The following is a 23,999-nucleotide window of genomic DNA, read 5'->3' as shown; positions in this document are numbered from 1 at the left end:
GGCGTTTGCGGCAAAGCCTCGCATTATAGACCAAACGCGGCGAAGTTTTCCGGCCGCGTCAAAACGGGTTAAAATGCCGCCCGTTTCTTAACACACGGGAGCGTCGGACACATGTTTTGGTTCACCCTCTGCCTCATCCTGCTGGCCGCCCTGGCCGCCCTCTGCCTGTTCCGGCTGTATCTCGACCGCATCTGGCAGCGCGACCTGCGCTATCTCAACCGCCACGAACACGGCAGGTCGTCTGAAAACGGCCCGTCGCAGGACATCAAAACCGTCTGGGGCGCGAAACCGAACTTCAACAGCAGCCGCGCCGAAACGCGCGAAGCCGACGAAAGCCGTGCCGTGTACGAGCGCACGGTGGAAAAGCTGCGCGAGCTCTCGCCCAAACGCTACCGCCGCCTCAAACCCGAAATCCCGCCCGAACACGACAACCACGACAGCCTGCCGATTTTTTCCGCCCATGCCGACCAAACACTCGAACAAGCGGCTGAAAAAGAACAAGAAACCGTTTCTCAGACGGTCTCGGAAGACGGCGGCGCGGCAGCGGCGCGGCCGGATGGCGAACCCGCCGCCGAACGCATCACCGAAGACGAAACCAGCCGCAGCAAACGCCAAAGCGTGCAGGAAATCATCGCCGAAGAGTTCGCCCGCACCGGAGAAGCGGAACAGGCCGCCGCAGACGAAAACCCGTCCGCCGCCCCCGACCCCGCCGAAGCCGCGCCGCACGCCCCCGACCCCGACGCGCCGGTGATCACGCCCGACGAAATCGGCCGTTTCAAACGCAAAAGCGTGCAGGAAATCATCGAAGAAGAATTCGCCCGCACCCACGAAGGCGAAGCGGCGGAAGACGGCGAAGGCGGCGAACCCGAAACCGAAGCCCCGCCGCACGCGCCCGCGCCCGACGCGCCGGTGATCACCGAAGCCGAACTCGGCCGCTTCAAACGCGAGCCCGCCGAGTCGATTATCGAAAAAACCAGCCCCGAAGCCGAAACCCGCAAACCCGCGCCCGACACGCAAATCATCACCCTGGAAGAGCTGCAACGCGCGCAAAGCATCCGCCAAAACCGCCGCCCCGCGCCCGCGCCGGTGGCGGTTGACGACCCCGTGTTTGCCGGTGTGCGCGAGCGTGCCGAGCTGCGCCGCATCGAGCGCGACAACCGCGTGTTTTCAGACGGCCTCCACACCCCGCCGCCCGCCGCCCCCGCGCCTGTTCCCGCAGAAGAAACCGCCCCTGCGCCTACCCCCGCCGCGCCGCCTGCGCAGGTGATGGACGAGGGCGACATCCGCAGCAACCTGCTGCGCCAGCGTTCCCGCCGCCTGCGCCCCACCGCCGACACGCTGCGGCACACCCCGCCACGCATCATCGCCGAAGAGGAAGTGCGCGCCAATCTGGCCGGACGCGGCGCGCCCGAAACCCGCCGCCTGCGCCGCGTCAGCACCGTGGAACACGCCAGCTTCCTGCCCGCCGCCGCGCCGGTGTCGGCCTACGGCGGCGAAGTGGTGAAAAACCCGCCCGAAGGCCGCGCCCGCGCCGCCGAAAGCCCCCTGCCCCGCACCGTCCGCACCGTGTCGCGGATGCGCCGCGCCGCCGACGTGCCGCCGCCCGACGCCACCGTGGTCGAGCCGCCCGCCGTGCCCGACACGCCGCCGCTGGCCGTGGACGTGCCCCCGCCCGCCGCCCTCGCCTTCTCCGCCGAGATGCTGCCGCCGTGGGAAGACGACAGGCCGTCTGAAAACGGCCGTACGGCGTTTGCGCACAACGAAAACCCCTATTCCGGCCCCGCCGACGTCTTTGCCGCCGTTTCCAACGTGCAAGAAACGCAGCCGCAGGAAGACGGCGCGGCAGCCGACTGGGCGGACGCGCCGTGGAACGAACCCGAATGGCCGTCTGAAAACCCCGAAGCGGGCGAAACGGAAAACGCGCCCGACCCCTATGCCTACGAAGGCGAAAACCTGCCCGCCTTTCCGGTGGAACTCGACGAAGAAGGCCGCTACCCGCTGCCCGACACCGGCCTGCTGCTGCCCGCCAGCCACAACCCCGAAGCCGAGCAGACCGAAGAAGAACTGTTGGAAAACAGCATCACCATCGAAGAAAAACTGGCCGAGTTCCGCGTCAAAGTGAAAGTGCTCGAAGCCTACGCCGGCCCGGTCATCACCCGCTACGAAATCGAGCCCGACGTGGGCGTGCGCGGCAACGCGGTGATGAATCTGGAAAAAGACCTCGCCCGCTCGCTGGGCGTGGCCTCCATCCGCGTGGTCGAAACCATCCCCGGCAAAACCTGCATGGGCTTGGAGCTGCCCAACCCCAAACGCCAGATGATCCGCCTGAGCGAAATCTTCGCCTCGCCCGCCTTCACCGAATCCCAATCCAAGCTCACCCTCGCGCTGGGGCAGGACATCACCGGCAACCCCGTGGTAACCGACCTCGCCCGCGCCCCGCACCTTCTGGTGGCCGGTACCACCGGCTCGGGCAAATCCGTGGGCGTGAACGCCATGATCCTGTCGCTGCTGTTCAAAGCCCGCCCCGAAGACGTGCGCATGATCATGATCGATCCCAAAATGCTCGAACTTTCCATCTACGAAGGCATCCCCCACCTGCTCGCCCCCGTCGTAACCGACATGCGGCTGGCGGCCAACGCGCTGGCCTGGTGCGTCAACGAAATGGAAAAACGCTACCGCCTGATGAGCCATCTGGGCGTGCGCAACCTCGCCGGCTACAACCAGAAAATCCGCGAAGAAGCCGGACGCGGGCGCAGCATCGGCAACCCGTTCAGCCTCACCCCCGACAACCCCGAACCGCTGGAAAAACTGCCATTTATCGTCGTTGTCGTGGACGAATTCGCCGACCTCATGATGACCGCCGGCAAAAAAATCGAAGAACTCATCGCCCGCATCACCCAAAAAGCCCGCGCCGCCGGCATCCACCTGATTCTGGCCACCCAACGCCCCAGCGTGGACGTCATCACCGGCCTGATCAAAGCCAACATCCCCACCCGCATCGCCTTCCAAGTGTCCAGCAAAATCGACAGCCGCACCATCCTCGACCAAATGGGCGCGGAAAACCTGCTCGGCCAGGGCGACATGCTCTTTTTGCCGCCGGGCACCGGCTACCCCCGGCGCGTGCACGGCGCGTTCGCCTCCGATGCCGAAGTGCACGGCGTCGTCGAATACCTCAAACAGTTCGGCGACCCCGCCTACGTCGAAGACATCCTCACCGGCGGCGTCGGCAGCGACGACATGTTCAGCAACGCCAACGAAGGCCGCAGTAACGAAGGCGGCAGCGACCCGCTCTACGACGAAGCCGTCGCCTGCGTCGTCAAAACCGGCAAAGCCACAATCTCCTCCGTGCAACGCCACCTCAAAATCGGCTACAACCGCGCCGCCAACCTCATCGAACAAATGGAGGCCGACGGCATCATCTCCGCCGCCGACACCGCCGGCAAACGCACCGTCCTCGCGCGCGACAACAGCCATCTGGACGCATAGGCCGTCTGAAAAAGGCCGTCTGAAAACGCAATACAGGTTTCAGACGGCCTCTCCCGCTTACGTAGGGTGCATGGCGCAGCCACGCACGCGGTCTTTTAACGGCAGCCGTCCGTTTGAGCGTTGGAGAAACGGGAAAACGTTTTTTCAGACGGCCTCCGCCGTTCGGTAGGGTGTGAGGCGCAGCCACGCACGCGGTCTTTGCGGGAGTCTGCCAATCGGACAACCGGAGCAACAAAAGGCCGTCTGAAAAACGGTTTTGACCGCACCGAAACCCTGTTTTTCAGACGGCCTTTAAACAACAAAAACCGCATGCGCGGCTGCGCAACACCCTGCCCGACCGCGTTTTCAGACGGCCGCCAAGCGCAAATCCCGCCGTGCCGCTACAATGCCGCCTTTACCCGCCCGCCGCCCAGCCCATGACCCGACAAGCCTTCATCCTCAGCGACTACGCATCACCCGCCGGCGGCAAGCCCTTCGCCCTGCTCACCGCCAACCCCACCCGCGAACACCACTACACCGCGCAGACCGAACAGCGGCAGTATGCCCACAACCCGCAGGTCGCCCCGCAAAACCAAAACGTCTACCGCCTCGACAAAACCCTCTTCGCCGCCCCCGCACCCACAAAGGCGCGGGGCGAGAGCGTCAACATCAACGGCAATCTGGCCGCGCAAAACCTCTACACCCTCACCCGCGCCGCGCAGGCATCCGAGCAATACAACCTCGAAAGCTGGTTCAACCGCCACGAAAGCGGCTACGAAGACGCCTGCACCCGCCTGCGCCTGGCCGCCGCGCACACGCAGCCCGTCTCCGAAGCTCTCTGGCGCATCCTGCGGCTCAAATTCCTCGGCATCCTGCGCAACCCGCACAACCACGCCGACCCCTTCGCCCGCCGCCTGCACCGCGCCCTGCACGCGCACCTGCCCGAAGCCGGCTTCGAGTTTGTCCGCCTCATCAGCCGCCGCAACCCCGAACGCATCGCCGCCATCATGGACGGCTTCGGCTTCACCTTCCTCGGCTACGTCGGCTGGCTCGCCGGCCTCTACGGCATGTTGAGCGAAGGCGTGATGCAGCCCTCCCTGTTCGAGCGCATGTTCCGCGCCGCCTTCGCCCGCCCCGACGCCGTGCGCATCGAACTTTACCGCTACCCCCAAGGCGGCCGGTGTCTGTTTTCCGACCGCAGCTTCTGCGTGCAGACCACACCGCAGCTGGTCAACATCGGCGTCGGCATCGCCGCCGACATGTTCGCCACCGTCCGCATCCGCCAAAGCCGCTGGCGCGAACTGAAACACAGCTTCCACCTCGCCGCCGCCCCGCTGCACGGCACAGTACACATCCGCGACGGCAGCCAAACCCGCCGCCTGGCGTTCAACCGCCTGTGCATCGCCCAAGCCCGCCGCGCCGTGTTCGGCCAAAGCCCCGAACCGCAGGATTATTTGTAAGGGAGCAAACGCGGCAACAGGCCGTCTGAAAAACCGTTTTCAGACGGCCTTTCACGTTCCCGCAGACGCGTAGGTCGGGCATTCATGCCCGACGGCAAACGGCAAATGTCAAAACGTCGGGCATAAATGCCCGACCTACCCCGCCCATGCCGAACCCGCCGTAGTCTTTGCCGTATCACGCAACCCGCCGCCCCGCGCATACACCGGCCGCAACCGCGTGCGTGGCTTGCGCCACACACCCTACATAAGCGGCAGAGGCCGTCTGAAAAACGTATCGTGCAGACAGGTAGGTCAAGCATTCATGCCCGACGGCAAACGGCAAATGTCAAAACGTCGGGCATGAATGCCCGACCTACACCGCCTACGCCGAACCTGCCGTAGGGTGTGTGGCTTTGCCACGCACGCGGTCTTTGCCGTATCACTCAACCTGCCGCCCCGCGCATGCACCGGCCGCAACCGCGTGCGTCGCCTCGGGGCGACACCCTACCCAACGGCAAAGGCCGTCTGAAAACGAAGTTTCGGCGCAGCCAAAAACTGTTTTCAGACGGCCTCTGCCGCTCATGTCGTCAAATGCGGCGGTACACTTCGTCAAACGGCAGGCGGAAGCGTTCGCCCCAGATGCCGTGGCCTTGTTTGCGGATGCCGCAGGCGGCGATCATATTGATTTGTGCGCCGCGCGGCAGGTTGAGAATGCGTTTGACGCGGCGGCTGTCCAACCCTTCCATCGGGCAGGTGTCGAGGCCGTTTTCCGCCATGGCCAGCATAAAGGTTTGCGCGGCCAGCGCGCAGCTTTTGTGTACCACGGTTCGCACATCGGCTTCGGTAACTTCGCGCTGCATGGGGCGGAACAGGCCGATGCTGCGGGAAATCAGCCAGCGCAGGCCGCCGATGAGGCCGAAGCAGCGGGCGTAGAGAAACGGCATCAGTTTGCCGTAGTAGCCCTCGCTTGCGGCAATGCGTTTGGCGTGTTTTTCGGGCGGGCTGTTGCGGCGGATGTTGCCGCGCTCGAATTCGAGTACGGCGCGGGCGCGTTCGGCAAACAGGTCTTGGCGGGTAACGAACACCACCATCTGCTGCGCGGTGGCGGCGGCCTGCTGGTTGAAGCAGGCTTCGGCGAGCCGTTTGAGCACGGCGGGGTCGGTGATGTGGTAGAACTCGTAAAGCTGCATGTTCGAGCTGCTGGGCGCAAGCTGTGCCATTTTCAGGCAGCGGCGGACGGTTTCGGGATCGATGGGCGTGTCGGCGTAGTGGCGTACGGAACGGCGGTGTTCGAGCAGGTTTTGCAGGGGCATGTGCTTCCTTTCGTATAATGCCGGGTCGTCTGAAACCGACACGCGCTAATGTTCCGATTCCGCCTGCAGGGCGCGGCAGGCGGCTTCGTCTTCGTGCAGGCAGGCGGTTTGGAGTTTTTGCAGACGCTGTTCGCGGGATAAAGCGGGCTTGCTTTGCGCGCTTTCCTGATTCAGTTTTTCCAAATTGGTACAGGCGTTCGCATAGCCGCCCCGACAGGCTTTTTGGTACAGCGCACGGGCTTTGTCTCCGTCTTCGCCCAAGCCGCCGTAGGGGTCGAGATAAAGATTGCCCAAGACATTGCAGCCTTTCATGTGTCCGCCGTCGCAGGCTTTTTTCAGCGGCGCGTAGGCATCGGCAGGGGCTTCCAGATCATCGCGCGTCCATATGGCGAATTTGACGCAGCTTTCGAGATTGTTTTTGCCGCATTCGGCGGCCAGCCGTTTATAGGTATTCTTGTCGAACGCTTCTTCTGCGTGGGCAAACAGCGGCAGTAAAACGGCGGCTGCGATGAGGAATTTTTTCATTTTTTGTCTCCGGATAAATAAAAAGGCCGTCTGAAATTCTTACGGACGGGATTGCGGTCATAACCTAACTGCCGTGATACCCGCCGAACAAATCGGGCGAGCCGGGGCGGCGGTGCGCCAAGTAATACCAGTCGCCGTCGCTCGTAAGCCTGCCGAGCAACCCGTAATTTTCCAAGTTTGCAAACTCTGCAATCTGCTGCGCGAGCGTTTCTGCTTCGGGGTAGGCAATCGGGCTTTTCATGTCGTCGCGGTAGGCGGTTTCCCATACCAGCGCCGCTTGGGCCAATTTGTTGTGCGGAATCAGTGCCACTTGCGCCACCGAGGTCAAGTGATACATACCCACGCGCGTTACTGCCACGCCCACGCCGCTGTAATCCGACAAAGGCAGCATTTGCGCCCTGCCGTAACGGCGTTGGCGGCGCAGCTGCGTGCGCGTTAACGTTACCGTGCGGCCGTCGTTGCGGATGCGGTAGGCCAGCAATGCAGCCGCCGCGCAGAGTGCAAGCACCGCCGCATAGCGGTTCGGCCAAGCCAGCCAAACCGCCAAAGCGGCGCACACGCTTTCAAAAATATCGCCCACGATCAGATAGGCGGACGACTTCTGTTTTAAAACGATTTTATCCATGCTGTTTGACCAAAAAGGCCGTCTGAAACTCTTTCAGACGACCTTTTTTGGTTTTAACCCAACACCTTACGCGCGGCGGCGAACATCCGATACCAGCCGCCCAATTCGCCCCAGTTTTCAGGCTGCCAGCTCATTTGCGCGGTTTTGTACACGCGCTCGGGGTGGGGCATCATGATGGTGATGCGGCCGTCGGCGTTGGTGATGCCGGCGATGCCCTGCGGCGAGCCGTTGGGGTTGAGCGGGTAGGTTTGGGTAACGGCGCCGGTACCGTCGATGTATTGCAGGGCGATGTTAAGGCCGTCTGACACCGAATTGCCGTCGCGTCCCAAGTGGGCGAAATCGGCGCGGCCTTCGCCGTGGCTGACGACCACGGGCAGGCGGCTGCCCTGCATTTCGGCCAGAATCAGCGAGGGAGATTTGGCAACTTCCACCATGCTCAAACGGGCTTCAAACTGTTCGCTGCGGTTGCGTTTGAACTTCGGCCAGCCTGCGCTGCCGGGGATAATTTCGGCGAGGTTGCTCATCATTTGGCAGCCGTTGCACACGCCCAGCGCGAGGGTGTCTGGGCGCGCGAAGAAGGCGGCAAACTGCTCGCGCAGCGCGGGGTGGAACAGGATGGTTTTCGCCCAGCCTTCGCCTGCGCCGAGTACGTCGCCGTAGCTGAATCCGCCGCAGGCGGCGAACATTTGGAAGTCGGCGAGCTTGGCGCGGCCGGCCATCAAGTCGCTCATGTGCACGTCGTAAGCATCGAAGCCCGCGCGGGTAAAGGCGGCGGCCATTTCCACCTGGCCGTTGACGCCCTGTTCGCGCAATACGGCGATTTTCGGTTTTGCGCCGCTGTGGATAAACGGCGCGGCGATGTCGTCTTGCGGGTTGAAAGTCAAATCGGCAGACAGGGCGGAGCGCGCGTCGTCAGCCAACAGGGCAAACTCGCTGTCGGCGCATTCGGGGTTGTCGCGCAGGCGCTGGATTTGGTGGGAGGTTTCCTGCCAGGCTTTTTGCAAATCCAACAGCGGCTCGTTGAACACGGTGCGGGTGCGTTTTTCAACCATCAGGCAGTCTTCGCCGTTTTCGTCTTTGCCCATTTTCGGCGTAAGCATGGTGTAGCTGATTTTCAGGCTGCCTGTGTCGTTGGGCTTGGCTACCTGAAAACGGCCGACATTGGTAACCACGCGGTTGAGCTCGAAGAGGGAGTGGATTTCGGCCTCGTCTTCTTTGCGTACCTGCAACACCGCGCCCAACTCTTCGTTAAACAGGCAGCGGAGCATGGCTTCTTCGTCCGGCCATTTGGTGATCAGCGAGTTGACCTGCATAAAGCCGGACACGTCCACATCCAGCCCCACCCGCGCCGCAAACGCCATTTCCGCGAGCGTGGCGAACAAACCGCCGTCGCTGCGGTCGTGGTAGGCCAAGAGTTTGTCTTCGGCCACCAGCTTCTGCATCACTTCATAAAACGCTTTCAGACGGCCTATATTATTGATGTCGGGCGCTTCGCCGCCGGTTTCGTTGTACACCTGCGCCAGCGCCGAGCCGCCCATGCGGGCTTTGCCGAAGCCCAAATCGATAAACAGCAACACGCTGTCGGCTACATTTTTCAACTCAGGGGTAACGGTTTTGCGTACGTCGGCCACCGGCGCAAAGCCGGTAATCACCAGCGACAGCGGCGAGGTTACGGATTTTTGCGCGCCATCGTCCTGCCACACGGTTTTCATCGACAGCGAGTCTTTGCCCACGGGAATGCTGATACCCAAATCCTGACAGGTTTCGGACACGGCCTGCACGGTGCGGTAGAGTTTTTCATCTTCGCCCGCGTTGCCGCAGGCGGCCATCCAGTTGGCGGAAAGTTTGATGTTGCCGATGTCGCCGATGTTCACCGCCGCCAGATTGGTGATGGCTTCGCCGATGCACATTCTGCCCGACGCGGGCGCGTCAAACAGGGCGACGGCGGGTTTTTCACCCATCGCCATCGCTTCGCCGCGATAGGTGTCGAAGCCCATCATGGTTACGGCGCAGTCGGCCACCGGCGTTTGGTAGCGGCCGACCATCTGGTCGCGCGCAGTGAGGCCGCCGACGCTGCGGTCGCCAATGGTAATCAGGAAGTTTTTGGCAGCCACGGCAGGCAGGCGCAACACGCGGTAGGCGGCTTCTTTCAAATCGATTTGGCAGCCTGAAAAACCTGTTTTCGTGTTTTCAGACGGCCTTACGGTCTCGTCGCGGCGCGTGGTTTTGGGCGGTTTGCCGAGCAACACGTTGAGCGGCAAATCGACGGGATTGTTGCTGTACAAATCGTCGCGCACCTGCAAATGGCCGTCGTCGGTGGCTGTGCCGACTACGGCAAACGGGCAGCGTTCGCGCTCGCACAGGGCAGAGAAAGTGTCGAGATTTTCCGGCAATACGGACAACACATAACGCTCCTGCGCTTCGTTGCACCAGATTTGCAGCGGCGTTAAACCGTGTTCTTCCAGAGGCACGTCGCGCAGCTTAAACACCGCGCCGCGCCCTGCGTCGTTCACCAATTCGGGGAAGGCGTTGGACAAACCGCCCGCGCCTACGTCGTGAATGGCGATAATCGGATTGGCGTCGCCCAGCTGCCAGCAGCGGTCGATCACTTCCTGCGCGCGGCGTTCGATTTCGGGGTTGCCGCGCTGTACCGAGTTGAAATCCAGGCTGGAATCGTTGCTGCCGGTGTCCATCGAAGAAGCCGCGCCGCCGCCCAAACCAATCAGCATCCCCGGGCCGCCGAGTTGGATTAACAACGCGCCTTCGGGGATTTCGTTTTTATGCGTCTGCTGCGCCTGGATGTTGCCCAAGCCGCCGGCAATCATAATCGGCTTGTGGTAGCCGCGCATTTGGCCGTCAAACTCCTGCTCAAAGGTGCGGAAATAGCCCAAGAGATTGGGGCGGCCGAATTCGTTGTTAAACGCCGCGCCGCCGATGGGGCCGTCGATCATAATATCCAGCGCAGAAGCCAGATGGCCGGGTTTGCCGTAGGGCTGCTCCCACGGCTGCGCAAAGCCCGGGATATTGAGGTTGGACACGGTAAAGCCGGTCAAACCCGCTTTCGGCCGTGCGCCGCGACCGGTTGCGCCCTCATCGCGGATTTCGCCGCCCGCGCCGGTGGCCGCGCCGGCAAAAGGCGCGATGGCGGTGGGGTGGTTGTGGGTTTCCACTTTCATCAGGATGTGCGTGTCTTCCTCGGCGAAACGGTAGCCCTGATTTTCCGCCGCATGCGGATAAAAACGCCGGATTTTCGCGCCCTCGATAATCGACGCATTGTCTTTATAGGCCACCACCGTGCCCTCGGGGTGCGCCTCGTGGGTGTCGCGGATCATGCGGAACAGGGATTTCGCCTGCGCTTCGCCGTTCAAAATAAAATCAGCGTTGAAAATCTTGTGGCGGCAATGCTCCGAGTTGGCCTGCGCGAACATCATCAGTTCAACATCTGACGGATTGCGGTTCAACGCGCGATAGTTTTCCACCAGATAATCAATCTCGTCGGGTGAGAGCGCCAAGCCCAGCTCGGTATTGGCTTTGACCAGCGCGTCGCGGCCGCCGCCCAATACGTCCACCGTGGCGAAAGTTTGTGCTTCGGGGTGGGCAAACAGCTTTTCGGCAGCCTGAAAATCGGGCAATACCGACTCGGTCATGCGGTCGTGCAGCAGCGACGCCCATTGGCGTTTTTGTTCGTCGTTCAGACGGCCTGACACCCATACCGCCATGCCGCGCTCGATACGGGTAATTTGCGAGAGGCCGCAGTTGTGCGCGATGTCCGTCGCCTTCGACGCCCACGGCGACACCGTGCCCAAACGCGGCGTAACCAAAAACAGATTCAGGCCGTCTGAAAGCTGCGGCGCGGCCACGCTCTGCGCGTCGATCAAGGCTTCGAGTTTCGCCGCATCATCCGCCGCCAAAGGCGCGTCGGACGCGGCAAAATACCAAAATTCGCTGGACAACTGAGCCACAGGCAAACCCAGCGCAGCGGCCTTTTGCAGCAGTTTTTCAACACGGAAATCAGAAAGGGCGCGGGTGCCGCGCAGGGGGAGGACGACGGACATGGGGGACTTTCAAAACAGGGTTGGCAAAGCCGCGCATTATACGCCAAGCCGCGCGGTGCTTGGCGCGGGGCGCGTGTAAGAATGCAGACAATCCGAGGAGGTGTTGGCAATCAGCCTTGCGGTGGTGTCTTTGGCAGAAAACACCCGCCTGCCGCGTCAAAAAACCGCTTCGCAGGCTGAATGCCAACACACCCCGGCGCGTTTTTCAGACGGCCTCTGCGCCACGGATACCGATTGAAGCGCACCGGCCTTTGTGTTACTTTCCGCGCCTTTGGCAAACCCGTTTCCGACCCGCAACATCACAGGTATCCCATGAAAAAAATCGAAGCCATCATCAAGCCCTTCAAACTCGACGACGTGCGCGAAGCCCTCACCGACATCGGCATCACCGGCATGACGGTAACCGAAGTCAAAGGCTTCGGCCGCCAGAAAGGCCACACCGAAGTGTATCGCGGCGCGGAATACGCCGTCGATTTCCTGCCCAAAGTCAAAATCGAGATGGTTTTGCGCGACGAGCAGGTCGAGCAGGCGGTGGACGTCATCATCGAAACCGCCCGCTCCGGCAAAATCGGCGACGGCAAAATCTTCATCCTGCCGGTGGAGGAAGCCGTGCGCATCCGCACCGGCGAGCGCGACGACGCCGCCGTGTAAAACGCCCGCAAAGGCCGTCTGAAAAACCGCTTACCGCCGCGCCGCCGCGTTTTTCAGAAACGTCATCCCCGCGCAGGCGGGGACGGCCTTTTTCAGACGGCCTGCCGTTTGAGGCCGCCGCCGCAGGCGTTACAATACGCGCCCTTTCCGCCCACCGACCCCCACAAGGATTCCCCATGCACACCTCGCTTCTGCCCTTTTTCGCCGTTATCCGCGCCACCGGCGACGACCGCGCCTCCTTCCTGCACGGCCAGCTCTCCAACCACATCGAAGCCCTCGCCGAAGGCGAAGCCTGCTACGCCACCTACAACACTCCCAAAGGCCGCGTCATCGCCAATATGATTGTTGCCAACACCGGCGGCGAACTCCTGCTGGTGCTCGCCTCCGACCTCGCCGAAGCCGTGGTCAAACGCCTGCGCATGTTCGTGCTGCGCGCCAAAGTGTCGTTTGAAATCCTCGAAAACCACGGCGCGGCAGGCCGCCTGCCCGACGGCACCGTCCCGCAGCCCGCCGCCGAACCGCAGCTGAGCTTCCCGTTTCATCTTTCAGACGGCCTCATCGAAATCCCCCTGCCGCACGGCGGCATGTTCCTGACCGGCGAAACCGCCGTCCTGCCCGCGCACGACGCCGCCGCCGAAAACGCCTGGAAACTGCACGAAATCCGCAGCGGCTATCCGTGGATTTGCGCCGCCACCAAAGAAAGCTGCGTCGCGCAGATGCTCAACCAGCACACCATCGGCGGCGTGCACTTCAAAAAAGGCTGCTACCCCGGCCAGGAAATCATCGCCCGCGCCCAGTATCGCGGCCAGGTCAAACGCGGCCTCGCCGTACTCTTCGGCGGCAGCGTCGAAGCGGGCGCGGCCGTATTGCAGGACTTGACCGAAGCCGGCACCGTCATCAACTGCGCCGACACCCCCGAAGGCCGCCTCAGCCTCGCCGTCATCAAACACAGCGCGGCCGAAGGCACGCTCACCGACGCATCCGGTAACACACTGACGCAGCGTCAGATTTTCTTCAATACTGCGGAAAAAGAGGCGTAAACCGACTATTGAGGCCGTCTGAAAAAACATTTTCAGACGGCCTCAAAACAGGGCAGCATGATGTATAGCGGGTCTTGCCCCGCCATACCGGTGCCGATGAAAACGGTGGGTCAAGACCCACCCTACGCAAATTTGTTCCGCCATATCTGCCAACCCACAACCCCTGCAAGGAAAACCACAATGTTCACAGGCATCGTACAAGGCATGGGGCGCGTCGTCCTCATCGAACAGCCCGCCCCCGACTTCCGCCGCCACACCGTCGAGCTGCCCGAACACATGGCGCACGGCCTGCAAACCGGCGCGTCGGTCGCCCACAACGGCTGCTGCCTCACCATCGCCGCCGCAAACGGGCGGCAGGCGGCCTTCGACCTGATGGACGAGACGCTGGCCAAAACCAACTTAGGCCGTCTGAAAACCGGCGACATGGTGAATCTGGAACGCGCCGCCCGCATCGGCGACGAAATCGGCGGCCACCTGATGAGCGGCCACATCACCTGCACCGCCGCCATCACCCGCATCAAACGCGGCGCGCACAACACCGCCATGTGGTTCGCCCTGCCCGCAGCCGTGCGCCCCTATATTCTGCCCAAAGGCTTCGTCGGACTGGACGGATGCAGCCTCACCGTCGGCGACGTGTCCGACACCGAATTCTCCGTCCACCTCATCCCCGAAACCCTGCAACGCACCCTGTTCGGCACACGCCAGGCGGGCGACGCCGTCAATCTCGAAGCCGACCCGCAAACCCAGGCCGTCGTCGACACCGTCGCCCGCGTGCTGGCACAGCGGGCGTAAGGGCGCGGCAACGGCAAGAGGCCGTCTGAAAGCGTGGCGTCAACAAAGTCAAAACGCGGCTTCGGCGCAGCCGAAAGCAAAAACGCCGTCATCAAACCAAAAAACGCCGTCATTCCCGCGCAGGCGGGAATCTTGTCGGGCATCAGGCAACTTTTTGTTTATTCATGAATTGTCGGACACCAAACAAAATTCCCGCCCGCGCGGGAATGACGGGATAAAGTTTCATACGGCCTCTCTCTCGTAGGTCGGGCATTTATGCCCGACCGGCAGACAGCGGAAAATTTGAGAAATGTCGGGCATAAATATCCGACCTACCTGTTTTCAGACGGTCTCAACACCTTGCGCGGCAGAAAACGCGTGCGTCGCATTGGGGCGACACCCTACCTCATAACAGAGGCCGTCTGAAAAACCGTTTTACCGGTTTTCAGACGGTCTCTTTTGTTTGCAGCGGGCGGTTTACATCACTTCCAGCACTTCAATCCCCAACAGCTCCAAGCCCTGTTTCAGGATGTTGCCGGTGAGCCTTGCCAGTTGCAGGCGGCTGTTGCGTGCTGTGCCTTCGGCTTTGAGGATGGGGCAGGCTTCGTAGAAGCGCGAAAACAGGGTGGCAAGCTGGTAGAGGTAGGCGGCCAGATAGTGCGGGTAGCCGGTGTCGGCCGCGCTTTGCAATACGTCTTCAAATTTCAGAAGTTCGAGCGCAAGCTGTTTTTCTGCCGGTTCGGTCAAGACCAAATCGGCCGCCGCGTCCCATTCTTCCGCTTTGCGGAACACGCTTTGTACGCGGGTGTAGGCGTATTGCAGGTAGGGTGCGGTGTTGCCTTCAAACGAGAGCATTGCGTCCCAGTCGAATATGTAATCGCTGGTGCGGTTTTTGCTCAAATCGGCGTATTTCACCGCGCCGATGCCGACGGTTTGGGCGATTTTTGCCGCGTCGTCTGCGCCCAAATCGGGATTTTTTTCTTTCACCAGCGCGGCGGCGCGTTCGACTGCTTCGTCAAGCAAATCAACCAGTTTCACGGTGTCGCCCGAACGGGTTTTGAACGGGCGGCCGTCTTTGCCCATCATTGTGCCGAAGCCGACAAATTCGGCTTTCACGCTGTCGGGCAGATAGCCTGCTTTGCGCGAGGTGGCGAAAAGCTGCTCGAAGTGCAGGGCTTGGCGGTGGTCAACCACATACAGCAGGCGGTCGGCGTGGAGCGTGCCGACGCGGTAGCGCAGACAGGCCAGGTCGGTGGAGGCGTAAAGGAAGCCGCCGCCTTGTTTCTGCACGATAAACGCGGCCGGTTCGCCTTCTTTGTTTTTAAATTCGTCGAGAAACACGACTTTCGCGCCGTCGTCTTCAACGGCCAAACCCTGCCGCACTAAATCGTCCACCGTGTTTTGCAATTCGGGGTTGTATTTCGATTCGCCCGCCACATCGGCCGGCGTGAGTTTCAGGCCGAGCGTGTCGTAAACCGCCTGTGCGTGGCCGAGCGAGATTTCGACAAACTGCTGCCACAGTTTCAACACGTTTTCATCGCCGCCTTGCAGCTTGACGACATACTCGCGCGCGGTGTCGGCAAAGGCTGCGTCTTCGTCGAAGCGCACTTTGGCGGCGCGGTAAAACTGTTCCAAATCAGAGAGTTCAAACGCGGCATTGTCTTTTTGCTGTTCCACCATATAGGCCACCAGCATGCCGAACTGCGTGCCCCAGTCGCCGACGTGGTTTTGGCGGATGACGGTGTCGCCCGCAAATTCGAGCACGCGCGAGATGCTGTCGCCGATGATGCTGGAGCGCAAATGGCCGACGTGCATTTCTTTGGCGAGGTTGGGCGAGGAATAATCGATAACCACGGTTTGCGGCGTATCTTTTTTCGCCACGCCGCAGCGCGGGTCGTTTAAGGCCGTCTGAACGTGTTCGGCGAGAAAATCGGGGCGCAGACGCAGGTTGATAAAGCCCGGCCCGGCCACTTGTGCGCTTTCAATCACAGCATTGCCTGCGAGAGCGTCGGCTACCTTTTGCGCCAGCTCGCGCGGATTTTGCTTGGCCTGCTTGGCCGCGCCCATCACGCCGTTGATTTGGTAGTCGCCGAAATCAGCGTTTTTGGCCGGTTGGAGCACGACATTGGCACCGGCGATGCCTGCGGCGGCAAAGGCGGCGGCGGCTTCGCGCTCGACGGTTTGGTGTAGATTCATGGTTTGCTCTTTCGTTCAGGCCGTCTGAAAAGGTTTTCAGACGGCCTCTTCAATGTGAAAACGCGGCATTTTACCCGAAAGGCCGTCTGAAAAGGTTTGGGAAAGGTTTAGCCGCGCCAAAATCCCTGCTTCTGCAAAAACGCCGCCAACCGTTCGGCAAACAGGGCATAACCCTCGGCGTTGGCGTGAATGGCATCGGATTTGAGCGCGCCGTCGCTCAGGATGTGCGACCAGCCGTCGGCAAACAGCGGCACGCGGTATTTTTCGGCCAAACCGGCATACAGCGGATGGTCGGACAGGCTGCCGACCAGCGCGCCGAGGCCGGGTTTCGGTTCGGCAATCAGCACGATCGGCACGCCCGCGCCCTGCACGGCGGCGATGGTGTCGCCGATATGGCGGCGGGTGTCGCTTTCGGGCAGGCGGTGCAGGAAGTCGTTGCCGCCGATGCCGAGCAACACCAGCTTGGGCGCGCGTTTGAGCAGCGCGGGCAGACGCGCCAGAGCCTGCGCGGAAGTGTCGCCCGACACGCCGCCGTTGACGACCTTCCAGCCCGTGATGGCGGCAAGGCGCACGGGATAGGCGGCTTCGGGCGGCGCACCGTAGCCGTAGGTGAGCGAGTCGCCCAAGGCCACAACCGTGCTGCCGCGCGAAATGGCGGCATGGCGGGCGGTTTTGGTGCAGGCGGCTGCGGCCAGCGCGGCGGCGAGGGCGAGGAAGCGGCGGCGGGTGAGGGGCATGGCGTGTTCCGTATCCGTGGAGAAAGCGGCGGATGATACAGGCAAACCGCCCGCCCGTTCCGCTATAATCCGCCGCCAACCGCAACAAAAGGAAAAAACATGGATATTCAGGCCGTCTTAAACGTATTGCGTACCCTGCAAAACCACATCTGCGCCGCGCTGGAAGCCGAGGAGGAAAACGGCGCGGTGTTTCTCGGCGAACACTGGCAAAGCCGCCTCGGCACAGGCGAGAGCCGCGTGCTCAAACAAGGCGCGGTGTTCGAGCAGGCGGGCGTCAACTTCTCCCACGTCAAAGGCGGCGTGATGCCCGCCTCCGCCACCGCAGGCCGCCCCGAGCTGGCGGGCGCGGCCTTTGAAGCGGCGGGCGTGTCGCTGGTTATCCACCCACGCAACCCCTATGTGCCGACCAGCCATGCCAACGTGCGCTTTTTCTGCGCCCGCCCGCAGGGGGAAGAGCCGGTTTGGTGGTTCGGTGGCGGCTTCGACCTCACGCCGTTTTATCCGTTTGACGAAGACATCCTGCACTGGCACCAAACGGCGAAAAAGCTGTGCGACAGGTTTTCAGACGGCCTTTATGCCGAATACAAAAAATGGTGCGACGAATATTTCTACCTGCCGCACCGAGGCGAAACGCGCGGCGTCGGCGGCCTGTTTTTCGACGACCTGAACCGCTGGGACTTCGCCACCTGTCTCGACTTTATCCGCCAAACCGGCGAAGCCTATACCGCAGCCTACCGCCCCATCGTCGCCCGTCGCAAACACACGCCCCACGGCGAGCGCGAACGGCAGTTCCAACTCTACCGCCGCGGCCGCTACGTCGAATTTAACTTAGTGTTCGACCGCGGCACCCACTTCGGCCTGCAAAGCGGCGGGCGCACCGAAAGCATTTTGATGTCGCTGCCGCCCTTGGTGCGTTTCGAATACGGCTACGCGCCCGAAGCGGGCAGCGCGGAAGCGCGTTTGCAGGACTATCTGAAACCGCGCGACTGGCTCGCGAAACTGGGGTAAGCGTTTCGCCCGCCACAGGCCGAACCTGACGTAGGGTGTGTCGCCCCGAGGCGACGCACGCGGTTTCTACCTCCCAACAAATCCGCGCGTTTCCCCGCAAATCCGCAACCGCGTGCGTGGCTTTCGCCACACACCCTACCCCAACAACGAAACCGCGCTTTCAGACGGCCTGTCCCTTATCCGGCAAGACCGCATGCAATGGCGGGGCAAAACCTGTCCTGCGGATTTTCAGACGGCCTTTTCGGTTATAATCCGCCCCCTTTGCGGCCGCCTGTTGCGGCTTGTTTTTTTGTTTGCCAACAGGCCGTCTGAAAGCGCAGTTTTCAGACGGCCTCCGACAAGGCGGTTTCGATTATGGATGTTCCAAACGACGCGCGGCGGCCGCAGTATCTGGCGGCGTTCTGCCTGATTGCGCTGATTGCGCTGTGCCTGGCCTGGGAGCTGTGGCTCGCGCCGCTGCGGGAAGGCGGCTCGTGGCTGGCTTTGAAAGCCCTGCCGCTGTGCCTGCCGCTCTCGGGCGTGCTCAAAGGGCGGGTGTACACCTTCCAATGGTCGTGCATGCTGATTCTGCTGTATTTCGCCGAGGCGGTGATGCGGCTGGCAGACGTGTCGGCGGCCTCGCGCCTGTGCGCGGCGGCGGCGGCTGCCTTGTGCGCGGGCTATTTCGCCGGCTGCCTGTGGTTTGTGCGCAGCGCGCGGAAAGGAGCAGGCGGTGAACACTGAATTTCCGGGCGCAAGCCGCGCGGGTTTCGCCCTGCTGCTGGCCGCCTTTGGCCTGATTTGCACCGTGCCCTTCCTGTCCATCCTGCGCATCGGGCCGCAGCCGGGCTTCTATCTGGAAAGCGGCGCGCTGCTGCTCGCGCTGCTGTTTGTGCTGCTCACCTTCGCCGCAGGCCGTCTGAACGTACTGCCGCCGCGCGGCACGGCTTATTTTTGCGCGCTCGCGCTGTTCTGGCATGTGCAGGCGCGGGTAATGGGGCTGGATTATTTCGGCATGTCCGATATGGCGGTGTGGACGTTTGCCGTGCTCGCGCTGACGTTGTGGGCGTGCCGGGGCTGGGTGCTGTCGCTGGGGCAGGAAAAAGTTGCCGACGCGCTGGCCTGGGCACTGCTTGTCGGCGGCTGTTTGCAGGCGGCGGTGGCGGTGATGCAGTATCTGGGCTGGGCGGCGCACTTCACCGGCTATCTGGCCGCCGGTGCGAAAAACAACATCACCGGCCAGCTCGGCCAGCGCAACCATCTGGGGCATTATCTGATGTGGGCGCTGGTGGCCGCCGCCTACCTGTGGGGCGGCCGCAGGCTGCACACTGCCTTCGCCCTGCCGCTGGTTTTGTATCTGGCAGGCACGCTGGGGCTGGTCAACTCGCGCACCATGTTGCTGTATGTGGCGGCGGTGGCCGCTTTGGCGGTACTGTGGCGGCTGCGGCAGGGCAAAGCGGGCAACCGCCTGTTCGCCGCCTTCGCCTTCTCGCTGGCGGCGGTGGTGGCGGTGCAGCTCTCGCTCAACACCCTGCTCGGCTGGCTCGGCGGCGCGCCGGTGGAAACCGCCTTGCAGCGCGTCGGCGGCAGCTCGTTCGCCATGTCCGCCCGCGACCTGGAATGGCGCGACGCCTGGCACGTGTTCCTCACCGCCCCCCTGTTCGGCCACGGCTGGGACAGCTTCTCGCTGCAAGGCTTCCTCGCCGCCGAATTTCCGCAGGGCTACAGCCCCAACGGCATCAGCGTCCTCTTCACCCACTCGCACAACATCGTCTTGCAGCTTCTGGCCGAAATGGGCATCGTCGGCACGCTGTTGGTGTTCGGCGGCTTCCTCTGGCTGGTCATCCCCTATTTCAGACGGCCTGCCGATGCCGAACGCATGTTCCCCCTCGCCCTGATGGCCGTCAGCCTGTGCCACAGCATGCTCGAATACCCGCTGTGGTACGTCTATTTCCTCGTCCCCTTCGCCGTCATGGTCGGCATTGCCCCCGCCCCTGCCGGCCGCCGCCCCTTTCAGACGGCCTGGGGCATACCCGCCCTGCTGCCCGCCGCCGCCGCCCTCGTCATCGCCATCGGAGCCGTCAAACTCGGCTTCACCTATTACGAGCTCATCCGATTCTCCCGCATCGACAAAAACGACGACTACATGGCCGTCAGCCGCAAAATCGACGGCCTGCGCGCCATCGCCGCCAAAGAGCCGCTCTTGGCCTACTACGCCGAGCTCTCCCTCACCCGCCGCGCCTCGCCCGCCGACAACGTCATCAAACCCTGGGCGGAGCAAGCCGCCCGCCGCGCCCTGCGCCACCGCCCCTACGCCACCGCCTCGCAATACGGCCTCTACCAATACCGCACCGGCGACCCCGAACAGGCCGCCCGCTGGATGCGCCAACTCTACCGCTACTACCCCACCTCGATGCCGTACTACGTCGGCCAAATCCACCGCTCGCCCCACTTCGCCCCCCTCTACCCCGACCTCTACCGCGCCTGCAACGAATACCAGAAACTCAAACCCCGCACCGAAAGCTGCCCGAGGCCGTAGGGTTTTAAGAAACAAGCAAAAGGCCGTCTGAAAACCGTAAAACGGGTTTTCAGACGGCCTTTTGCTTCGGGTTTACGCTGTTGCGGCCTGCGGGGCGGTTTATTCGAGTTCCAGCGCGGCGGCGAGGAGGGAGAGGCGCGCCATCACGCCGTAGACGTAGAGGCGGTTGCAGCCGCAGTCGGGGTCGGCGGCGTTGGTTTGCGGCACGCCCAATTCCTGCCACTGCTCGAAGACGCGGCGGCCGCAGTCGTCGTTGTAGGCTTCGGCGTCGGTTTCGGCCACGGGGATGATGTGGTTGAGCTGGACGAAGGACATGCCGGTGGCGTTGAGGTTTTCGTCGGCGGCGCGGCCTTCGTGGACGCGGAAGAAGCCGCCGACGACGAAGCGGTCGATCATGTACACCACGGGTTCGGACACTGCGCCGTGCAGGGTTTCGTAGGTGTAGATGCCTTCCTGTACGATGACTTCGCTCACTTCCAGCCCTTCTTTGACTTTGGCCATTTTGTTGCGGTTTTTGCGGTTGAGGCCGCGCACTTCGTCGGCGGATTTGACGCTCATCACGCCCATACCGTAGGTGCCGGCGTCGGCTTTGACGATGACGAAGGGGGTGTCGGTGATGCCTTTTTCGTTGTATTTGGCTTGGATTTTTTGCAGCATTCTGTTCACTGCGTCGGCCAGTGCGTCTTCGCCTTCGCGTTCTTGGAAGTTGAGGCCGGAGATTTGCTCGAAGTAGGGGTTGATCTGCCACTCGTCGATGCCGATGAGGGCGGCGAATTCGGCGGCTATGGTGTCGTAGGCGGCGAAGTGGGCGGTTTTGCGGCGGGTGGTCCAGCCGCCGTGCAGGGGCGGGAGGACGGTTTGGGAAAGGTCTTTGAGGATGTCGGGCACGCCGGCGGAGAGGTCGTTGTTGAGCAGGATGAGGCAGGGGGAGAAGCCGTCGGCGAGGTGGACGCGGCCGCGCGTGCGTTGCAGCGGTTCGAGGGTGATGGCGTCGCCCAGGGCGGTGGTGAATTCCGTGGGTGCGGTGATTTCGGGGTTGAGGCTGCCCAGGCGCACTTCAAAGCCTGCGGTGCGCAGGATGGTGCTGAGGGCATGGACGTTTTGCAGGTAGAAGGTGTTGCGGGTGTGATTTTCGGGCACGATGAGCACGGATTTGGCCTGCGGGCAGGCGCGCTCCACCGCGTCTTGGGCAGCGTGGGCGGCGAGTTGGACGAATTGGGGGTTGAGGTTGTTGAAGCCGCCGGGAAAGAGGTTCATGTCGATGGAGGCCATTTTGTAGCCGGCGTTGCGGATGTCCACCGAGCCGTAAAACGGCGGGGCGTGGTCTTTCCATTTGCTGCGGAACCAGGCTTCGATTTTGGTTTGCTGCGACAGGATGGTGCGCTCGAAGGCCTGCAGGTCGGCGAGGCGGTTTTCGGACATGACGGCTAAGGGCATTTGATTCACCTGTGGGGAATGTTAAAAAAGGCGCATGATAGGGGCTTGGCGCGGGCGGTTCAAGTTCGGTTTGCGCCGGGCTTTATCGCGGGCGGTTATATCGGGGCGGGGCGGTTGGCTTTGAGGCCGTCTGAAAACGGCTTCAAGGCAGAGTGTGCCGCTCCGGTAACGCACGCATTTTTTGTTGCGCAGGCATTCTGAAACCGTGTGCGTCGCCTCGGGGCGGCACACCCTACCTTAAACATGGCAAGAGGCCGTCTGAAAACCGGTAAACCGGTTTTCAGACGGCCTCAATATATAAAGCCGCTTATTCCTTCACGGCAAGGCTGACGGTGAAAATCCCGTCGTCGTCAATCCACTGGCGGATTTTGCGGAAACCGGCTTTTTCAACAAGCTGGTCGGTTTCCTGCTGGCTGCGGCGGCGCATCACCCAGTCGGGGCTGCCTGCTTTGTGGCTGGTGAGGGCGCGGGCGATCATTTCGAGCTGTGGGTGCCAGGGCTGGCCGGTGTAAATCAGGTAGTTGCCGCTTTCGATGGCGTCGCCGAAGCCGTAGAGCGACTGCATCACCAAGCCGTTGTCGGAAAACAGTTCGTGCAGGCCGGAGACGATGCCCAGCGTGGGGCGCGGGCTGAGGTTTTGGTAGTTGGCGCGGTTGAATGCGTCGGTTTCGGTGAAGGTGGTGATGTGCGCCAGGCCGCGTTCGGCGATCAGTTTGCGGCCGGCTTCCACGTTGATCGGGCTATAGTCGCGCAGGCGCACGGAATCGGGCAGGTTGTCGGCGGTGAGCGCGTCGAGCACATAGCGGCCGTGGCCGGAGGCGATGTCGAGCACGTGCACGGGGCGGCCTGCTTCGCGCAAGAGGCACGCGGCGGTTTGGACGGCCAGCGCGATGTTGGCTTTGCGCTGGCGGATGCCGCGCCAGCCGACGGCGTTGAGATAGTGTTTGTCGATCATGCGGCCGAAGGCGTTGCTGCCCTGCGGCTCGTTGCGGTAAACGTAATCGAGCGTGCTGCCCGAATCGAAGCCGGTGTCCCGGCCGGTTTTCAGCCCTTCGCTCCAGCGCGCGCCCAAGCCGATGGCGGCGCGGTAGCCGCGCCAGAACAGGCCGCGCGGCGAGAGGGCGGGCAGCGGGGAGGCGAGTTCGTCGGCTTCGCGGCGGCTTTCGCTGTACAGGTGGTCTTGGGTGCGGTCGGGAATTTCAAGCGGCGAATCGAAGCGTTCGCGGATAAAACGGCGCATTTCTTTAAATGCGGTTTCGCGGTTTTTTTCGCCGAGGGTGTCGTGGTAAAAGCCTTTGAGGATGTGCCGCTCTTTGATGCGGCTGCCGAGGCGGTTGTAAAAATCGTGCTGCGGTTTGTGGTGTACCACCCAGTCGTCACCCGAAATCAACAGCTGTAGCGGCACGGTAACGGCCTGCGCGTCGGCCACCACGCGCTCGGCGGCCTCGTATAAACCCAGCAGGATGCGCACGGAGATGGCGCGGGTAATCAAGGGGTCGCTGTCGTAGCTTTGCTGGCGTTCGCGGTTATGGGTGAGGTAGTGCGCCTTAACGTAGCTGTTGACAAAAAAATTGCCGCGATATTTCTGCATCAGTTTCAGGCCGCTGCGGGCGAAGGGAACATACAGTTTCACTTTGAACGCGGGCGAGGCGAGCACGGCGCAGCGGATTTTCGGCGCGTAGTCGTGCAGCCAGGCCGACACCAACACCGCGCCGACGCTTTGGGCAATCACGCAGATGTTTTCCGGCGCGATGCCGTATTCGGCACGGATGTGGCGGATGAAGTCGTCCACGTCGGCGACAGAGGTGCCGATGCTCGGGCTGTCGCCGCGCTCGCCGGGGCTTTGGCCGTGGCCGCGCGCGTCCCACGCGAAACAGGCGAAATCGTCGAAGCCGAGCTCGTCGGCCACAAACATCATGCGACCGGAATGCTCGTGGCCGCGATGAAACAGAACAACGGCTTTGTCGCCTCTGCCGTTTTGGGCGGGGCGGTAGCGGTAGAACAGTTCGGTGCCGTCGGCGGTTTGGAAGGTTTTTTGCTGCTCCTGCATGGCAGGCTCCTTTTGGGTGCGGAAAAATGCCGGAAACATTATCACGGCGGTTTGCGCGGCGCAACAGGCCGTCTGAAAGCGCAGCCAAAACCCATTCATCCGTTTTCAGACGGCCTGTTCCATCCCACCCGTGCCGAACCCAAGGCAGGTGTGTCGCCCCGAGCTGCGC

General features: G+C 62.4%; 17 protein-coding genes. 9 read left to right on the top strand and 8 right to left on the bottom strand.

Annotated features, from left to right (window positions below; translation table 11 throughout):
- Positions 1 to 111: 111 nt before the first annotated feature.
- From H3L91_RS05235 to H3L91_RS05225, 3 genes are all read left to right on the top strand, one after another.
- Positions 112 to 3,486, top strand: a complete 3,375-nt coding sequence (locus H3L91_RS05235; RefSeq protein ID WP_182109890.1) for a DNA translocase FtsK — start codon at positions 112 to 114, stop codon at positions 3,484 to 3,486.
- A 198-nt stretch (positions 3,487 to 3,684) separates the two neighbouring features.
- A complete protein-coding gene (locus H3L91_RS05230) occupies positions 3,685 to 3,906 on the top strand; it encodes a hypothetical protein (protein WP_007342533.1) in 222 nt (73 codons plus the stop codon).
- Positions 3,903 to 4,925: a hypothetical protein gene (locus tag H3L91_RS05225; protein ID WP_007342532.1), complete on the top strand. Its 1,023-nt coding sequence runs from the start codon at positions 3,903 to 3,905 to the stop codon at positions 4,923 to 4,925. Before H3L91_RS05230 ends, H3L91_RS05225 begins: the two co-directional genes overlap by 4 nt.
- A gap of 566 nt (positions 4,926 to 5,491) precedes the next feature.
- Here H3L91_RS05225 and H3L91_RS05220 read toward each other — a convergent pair.
- From H3L91_RS05220 to purL, 4 genes are all read right to left on the bottom strand, one after another.
- Entirely contained in the window at positions 5,492 to 6,217 is a 726-nt protein-coding gene (locus H3L91_RS05220) for a nitroreductase family protein (protein ID WP_040658836.1), read from the bottom strand.
- A gap of 45 nt (positions 6,218 to 6,262) precedes the next feature.
- Positions 6,263 to 6,742: an SEL1-like repeat protein gene (locus H3L91_RS05215; protein ID WP_007342529.1), complete on the bottom strand. Its 480-nt coding sequence runs from the start codon at positions 6,740 to 6,742 to the stop codon at positions 6,263 to 6,265.
- Between the two features lie 64 nt (positions 6,743 to 6,806).
- Positions 6,807 to 7,367 carry a hypothetical protein gene (locus tag H3L91_RS05210; protein WP_007342528.1) on the bottom strand — a complete coding sequence of 187 codons (561 nt, stop codon included), beginning with the start codon at positions 7,365 to 7,367 and terminating at the stop codon, positions 6,807 to 6,809.
- A 53-nt stretch (positions 7,368 to 7,420) separates the two neighbouring features.
- Entirely contained in the window at positions 7,421 to 11,422 is a 4,002-nt protein-coding gene (gene purL, locus H3L91_RS05205; protein ID WP_007342527.1) for a phosphoribosylformylglycinamidine synthase, read from the bottom strand.
- A gap of 312 nt (positions 11,423 to 11,734) precedes the next feature.
- On the opposite strand from purL, the gene H3L91_RS05200 reads away from it, so the two are divergent.
- The 3 genes from H3L91_RS05200 (at position 11,735) to H3L91_RS05190 (ending at position 13,905) form a co-directional block, all read left to right on the top strand.
- Positions 11,735 to 12,073, top strand: coding sequence for a P-II family nitrogen regulator (locus H3L91_RS05200; RefSeq protein WP_007342525.1), 339 nt, complete (start codon positions 11,735 to 11,737; stop codon positions 12,071 to 12,073).
- Between the two features lie 176 nt (positions 12,074 to 12,249).
- A complete protein-coding gene (ygfZ, locus tag H3L91_RS05195) occupies positions 12,250 to 13,113 on the top strand; it encodes a CAF17-like 4Fe-4S cluster assembly/insertion protein YgfZ (protein ID WP_007342524.1) in 864 nt (287 codons plus the stop codon).
- A gap of 180 nt (positions 13,114 to 13,293) precedes the next feature.
- Positions 13,294 to 13,905, top strand: coding sequence for a riboflavin synthase (locus H3L91_RS05190; protein ID WP_007342522.1), 612 nt, complete (start codon positions 13,294 to 13,296; stop codon positions 13,903 to 13,905).
- A gap of 456 nt (positions 13,906 to 14,361) precedes the next feature.
- Here the strand turns inward: H3L91_RS05190 and argS are convergent, their stop codons facing one another.
- Positions 14,362 to 16,080, bottom strand: a complete 1,719-nt coding sequence (gene argS / locus H3L91_RS05185) for an arginine--tRNA ligase (RefSeq protein WP_007342519.1) — start codon at positions 16,078 to 16,080, stop codon at positions 14,362 to 14,364.
- Positions 16,081 to 16,187: 107 nt separating this feature from the next.
- Positions 16,188 to 16,817 (bottom strand): GDSL-type esterase/lipase family protein, encoded by a 630-nt coding sequence (locus tag H3L91_RS05180; protein ID WP_007342518.1) that lies wholly within the window; start codon positions 16,815 to 16,817, stop codon positions 16,188 to 16,190.
- A 99-nt stretch (positions 16,818 to 16,916) separates the two neighbouring features.
- On the opposite strand from H3L91_RS05180, the gene hemF reads away from it, so the two are divergent.
- The 3 genes from hemF (at position 16,917) to H3L91_RS05165 (ending at position 20,343) form a co-directional block, all read left to right on the top strand.
- Positions 16,917 to 17,825: an oxygen-dependent coproporphyrinogen oxidase gene (gene hemF / locus H3L91_RS05175; protein WP_007342517.1), complete on the top strand. Its 909-nt coding sequence runs from the start codon at positions 16,917 to 16,919 to the stop codon at positions 17,823 to 17,825.
- A gap of 354 nt (positions 17,826 to 18,179) precedes the next feature.
- Entirely contained in the window at positions 18,180 to 18,548 is a 369-nt protein-coding gene (locus tag H3L91_RS05170; protein WP_007342515.1) for a DUF2069 domain-containing protein, read from the top strand.
- Positions 18,538 to 20,343: a PglL family O-oligosaccharyltransferase gene (locus H3L91_RS05165; RefSeq protein ID WP_007342514.1), complete on the top strand. Its 1,806-nt coding sequence runs from the start codon at positions 18,538 to 18,540 to the stop codon at positions 20,341 to 20,343. The genes H3L91_RS05170 and H3L91_RS05165 overlap by 11 nt, the downstream gene beginning before the upstream one ends.
- Positions 20,344 to 20,442: 99 nt before the next feature.
- On the opposite strand, the gene gshA is transcribed toward H3L91_RS05165, so the two are convergent.
- Positions 20,443 to 21,780, bottom strand: a complete 1,338-nt coding sequence (gshA, locus tag H3L91_RS05160; protein WP_007342513.1) for a glutamate--cysteine ligase — start codon at positions 21,778 to 21,780, stop codon at positions 20,443 to 20,445.
- Positions 21,781 to 22,087: 307 nt separating this feature from the next.
- Entirely contained in the window at positions 22,088 to 23,830 is a 1,743-nt protein-coding gene (locus H3L91_RS05155) for a bifunctional alpha/beta hydrolase/class I SAM-dependent methyltransferase (RefSeq protein ID WP_040659451.1), read from the bottom strand.
- Positions 23,831 to 23,999: the final 169 nt, after the last annotated feature.

This window comes from Neisseria bacilliformis, from assembly GCF_014055025.1.
GTDB classification, from domain to species: domain Bacteria; phylum Pseudomonadota; class Gammaproteobacteria; order Burkholderiales; family Neisseriaceae; genus Neisseria; species Neisseria bacilliformis.
Note: the sequence above shows the minus strand (reverse complement) of the source record. Positions and strands in the feature narration are given on the sequence as shown.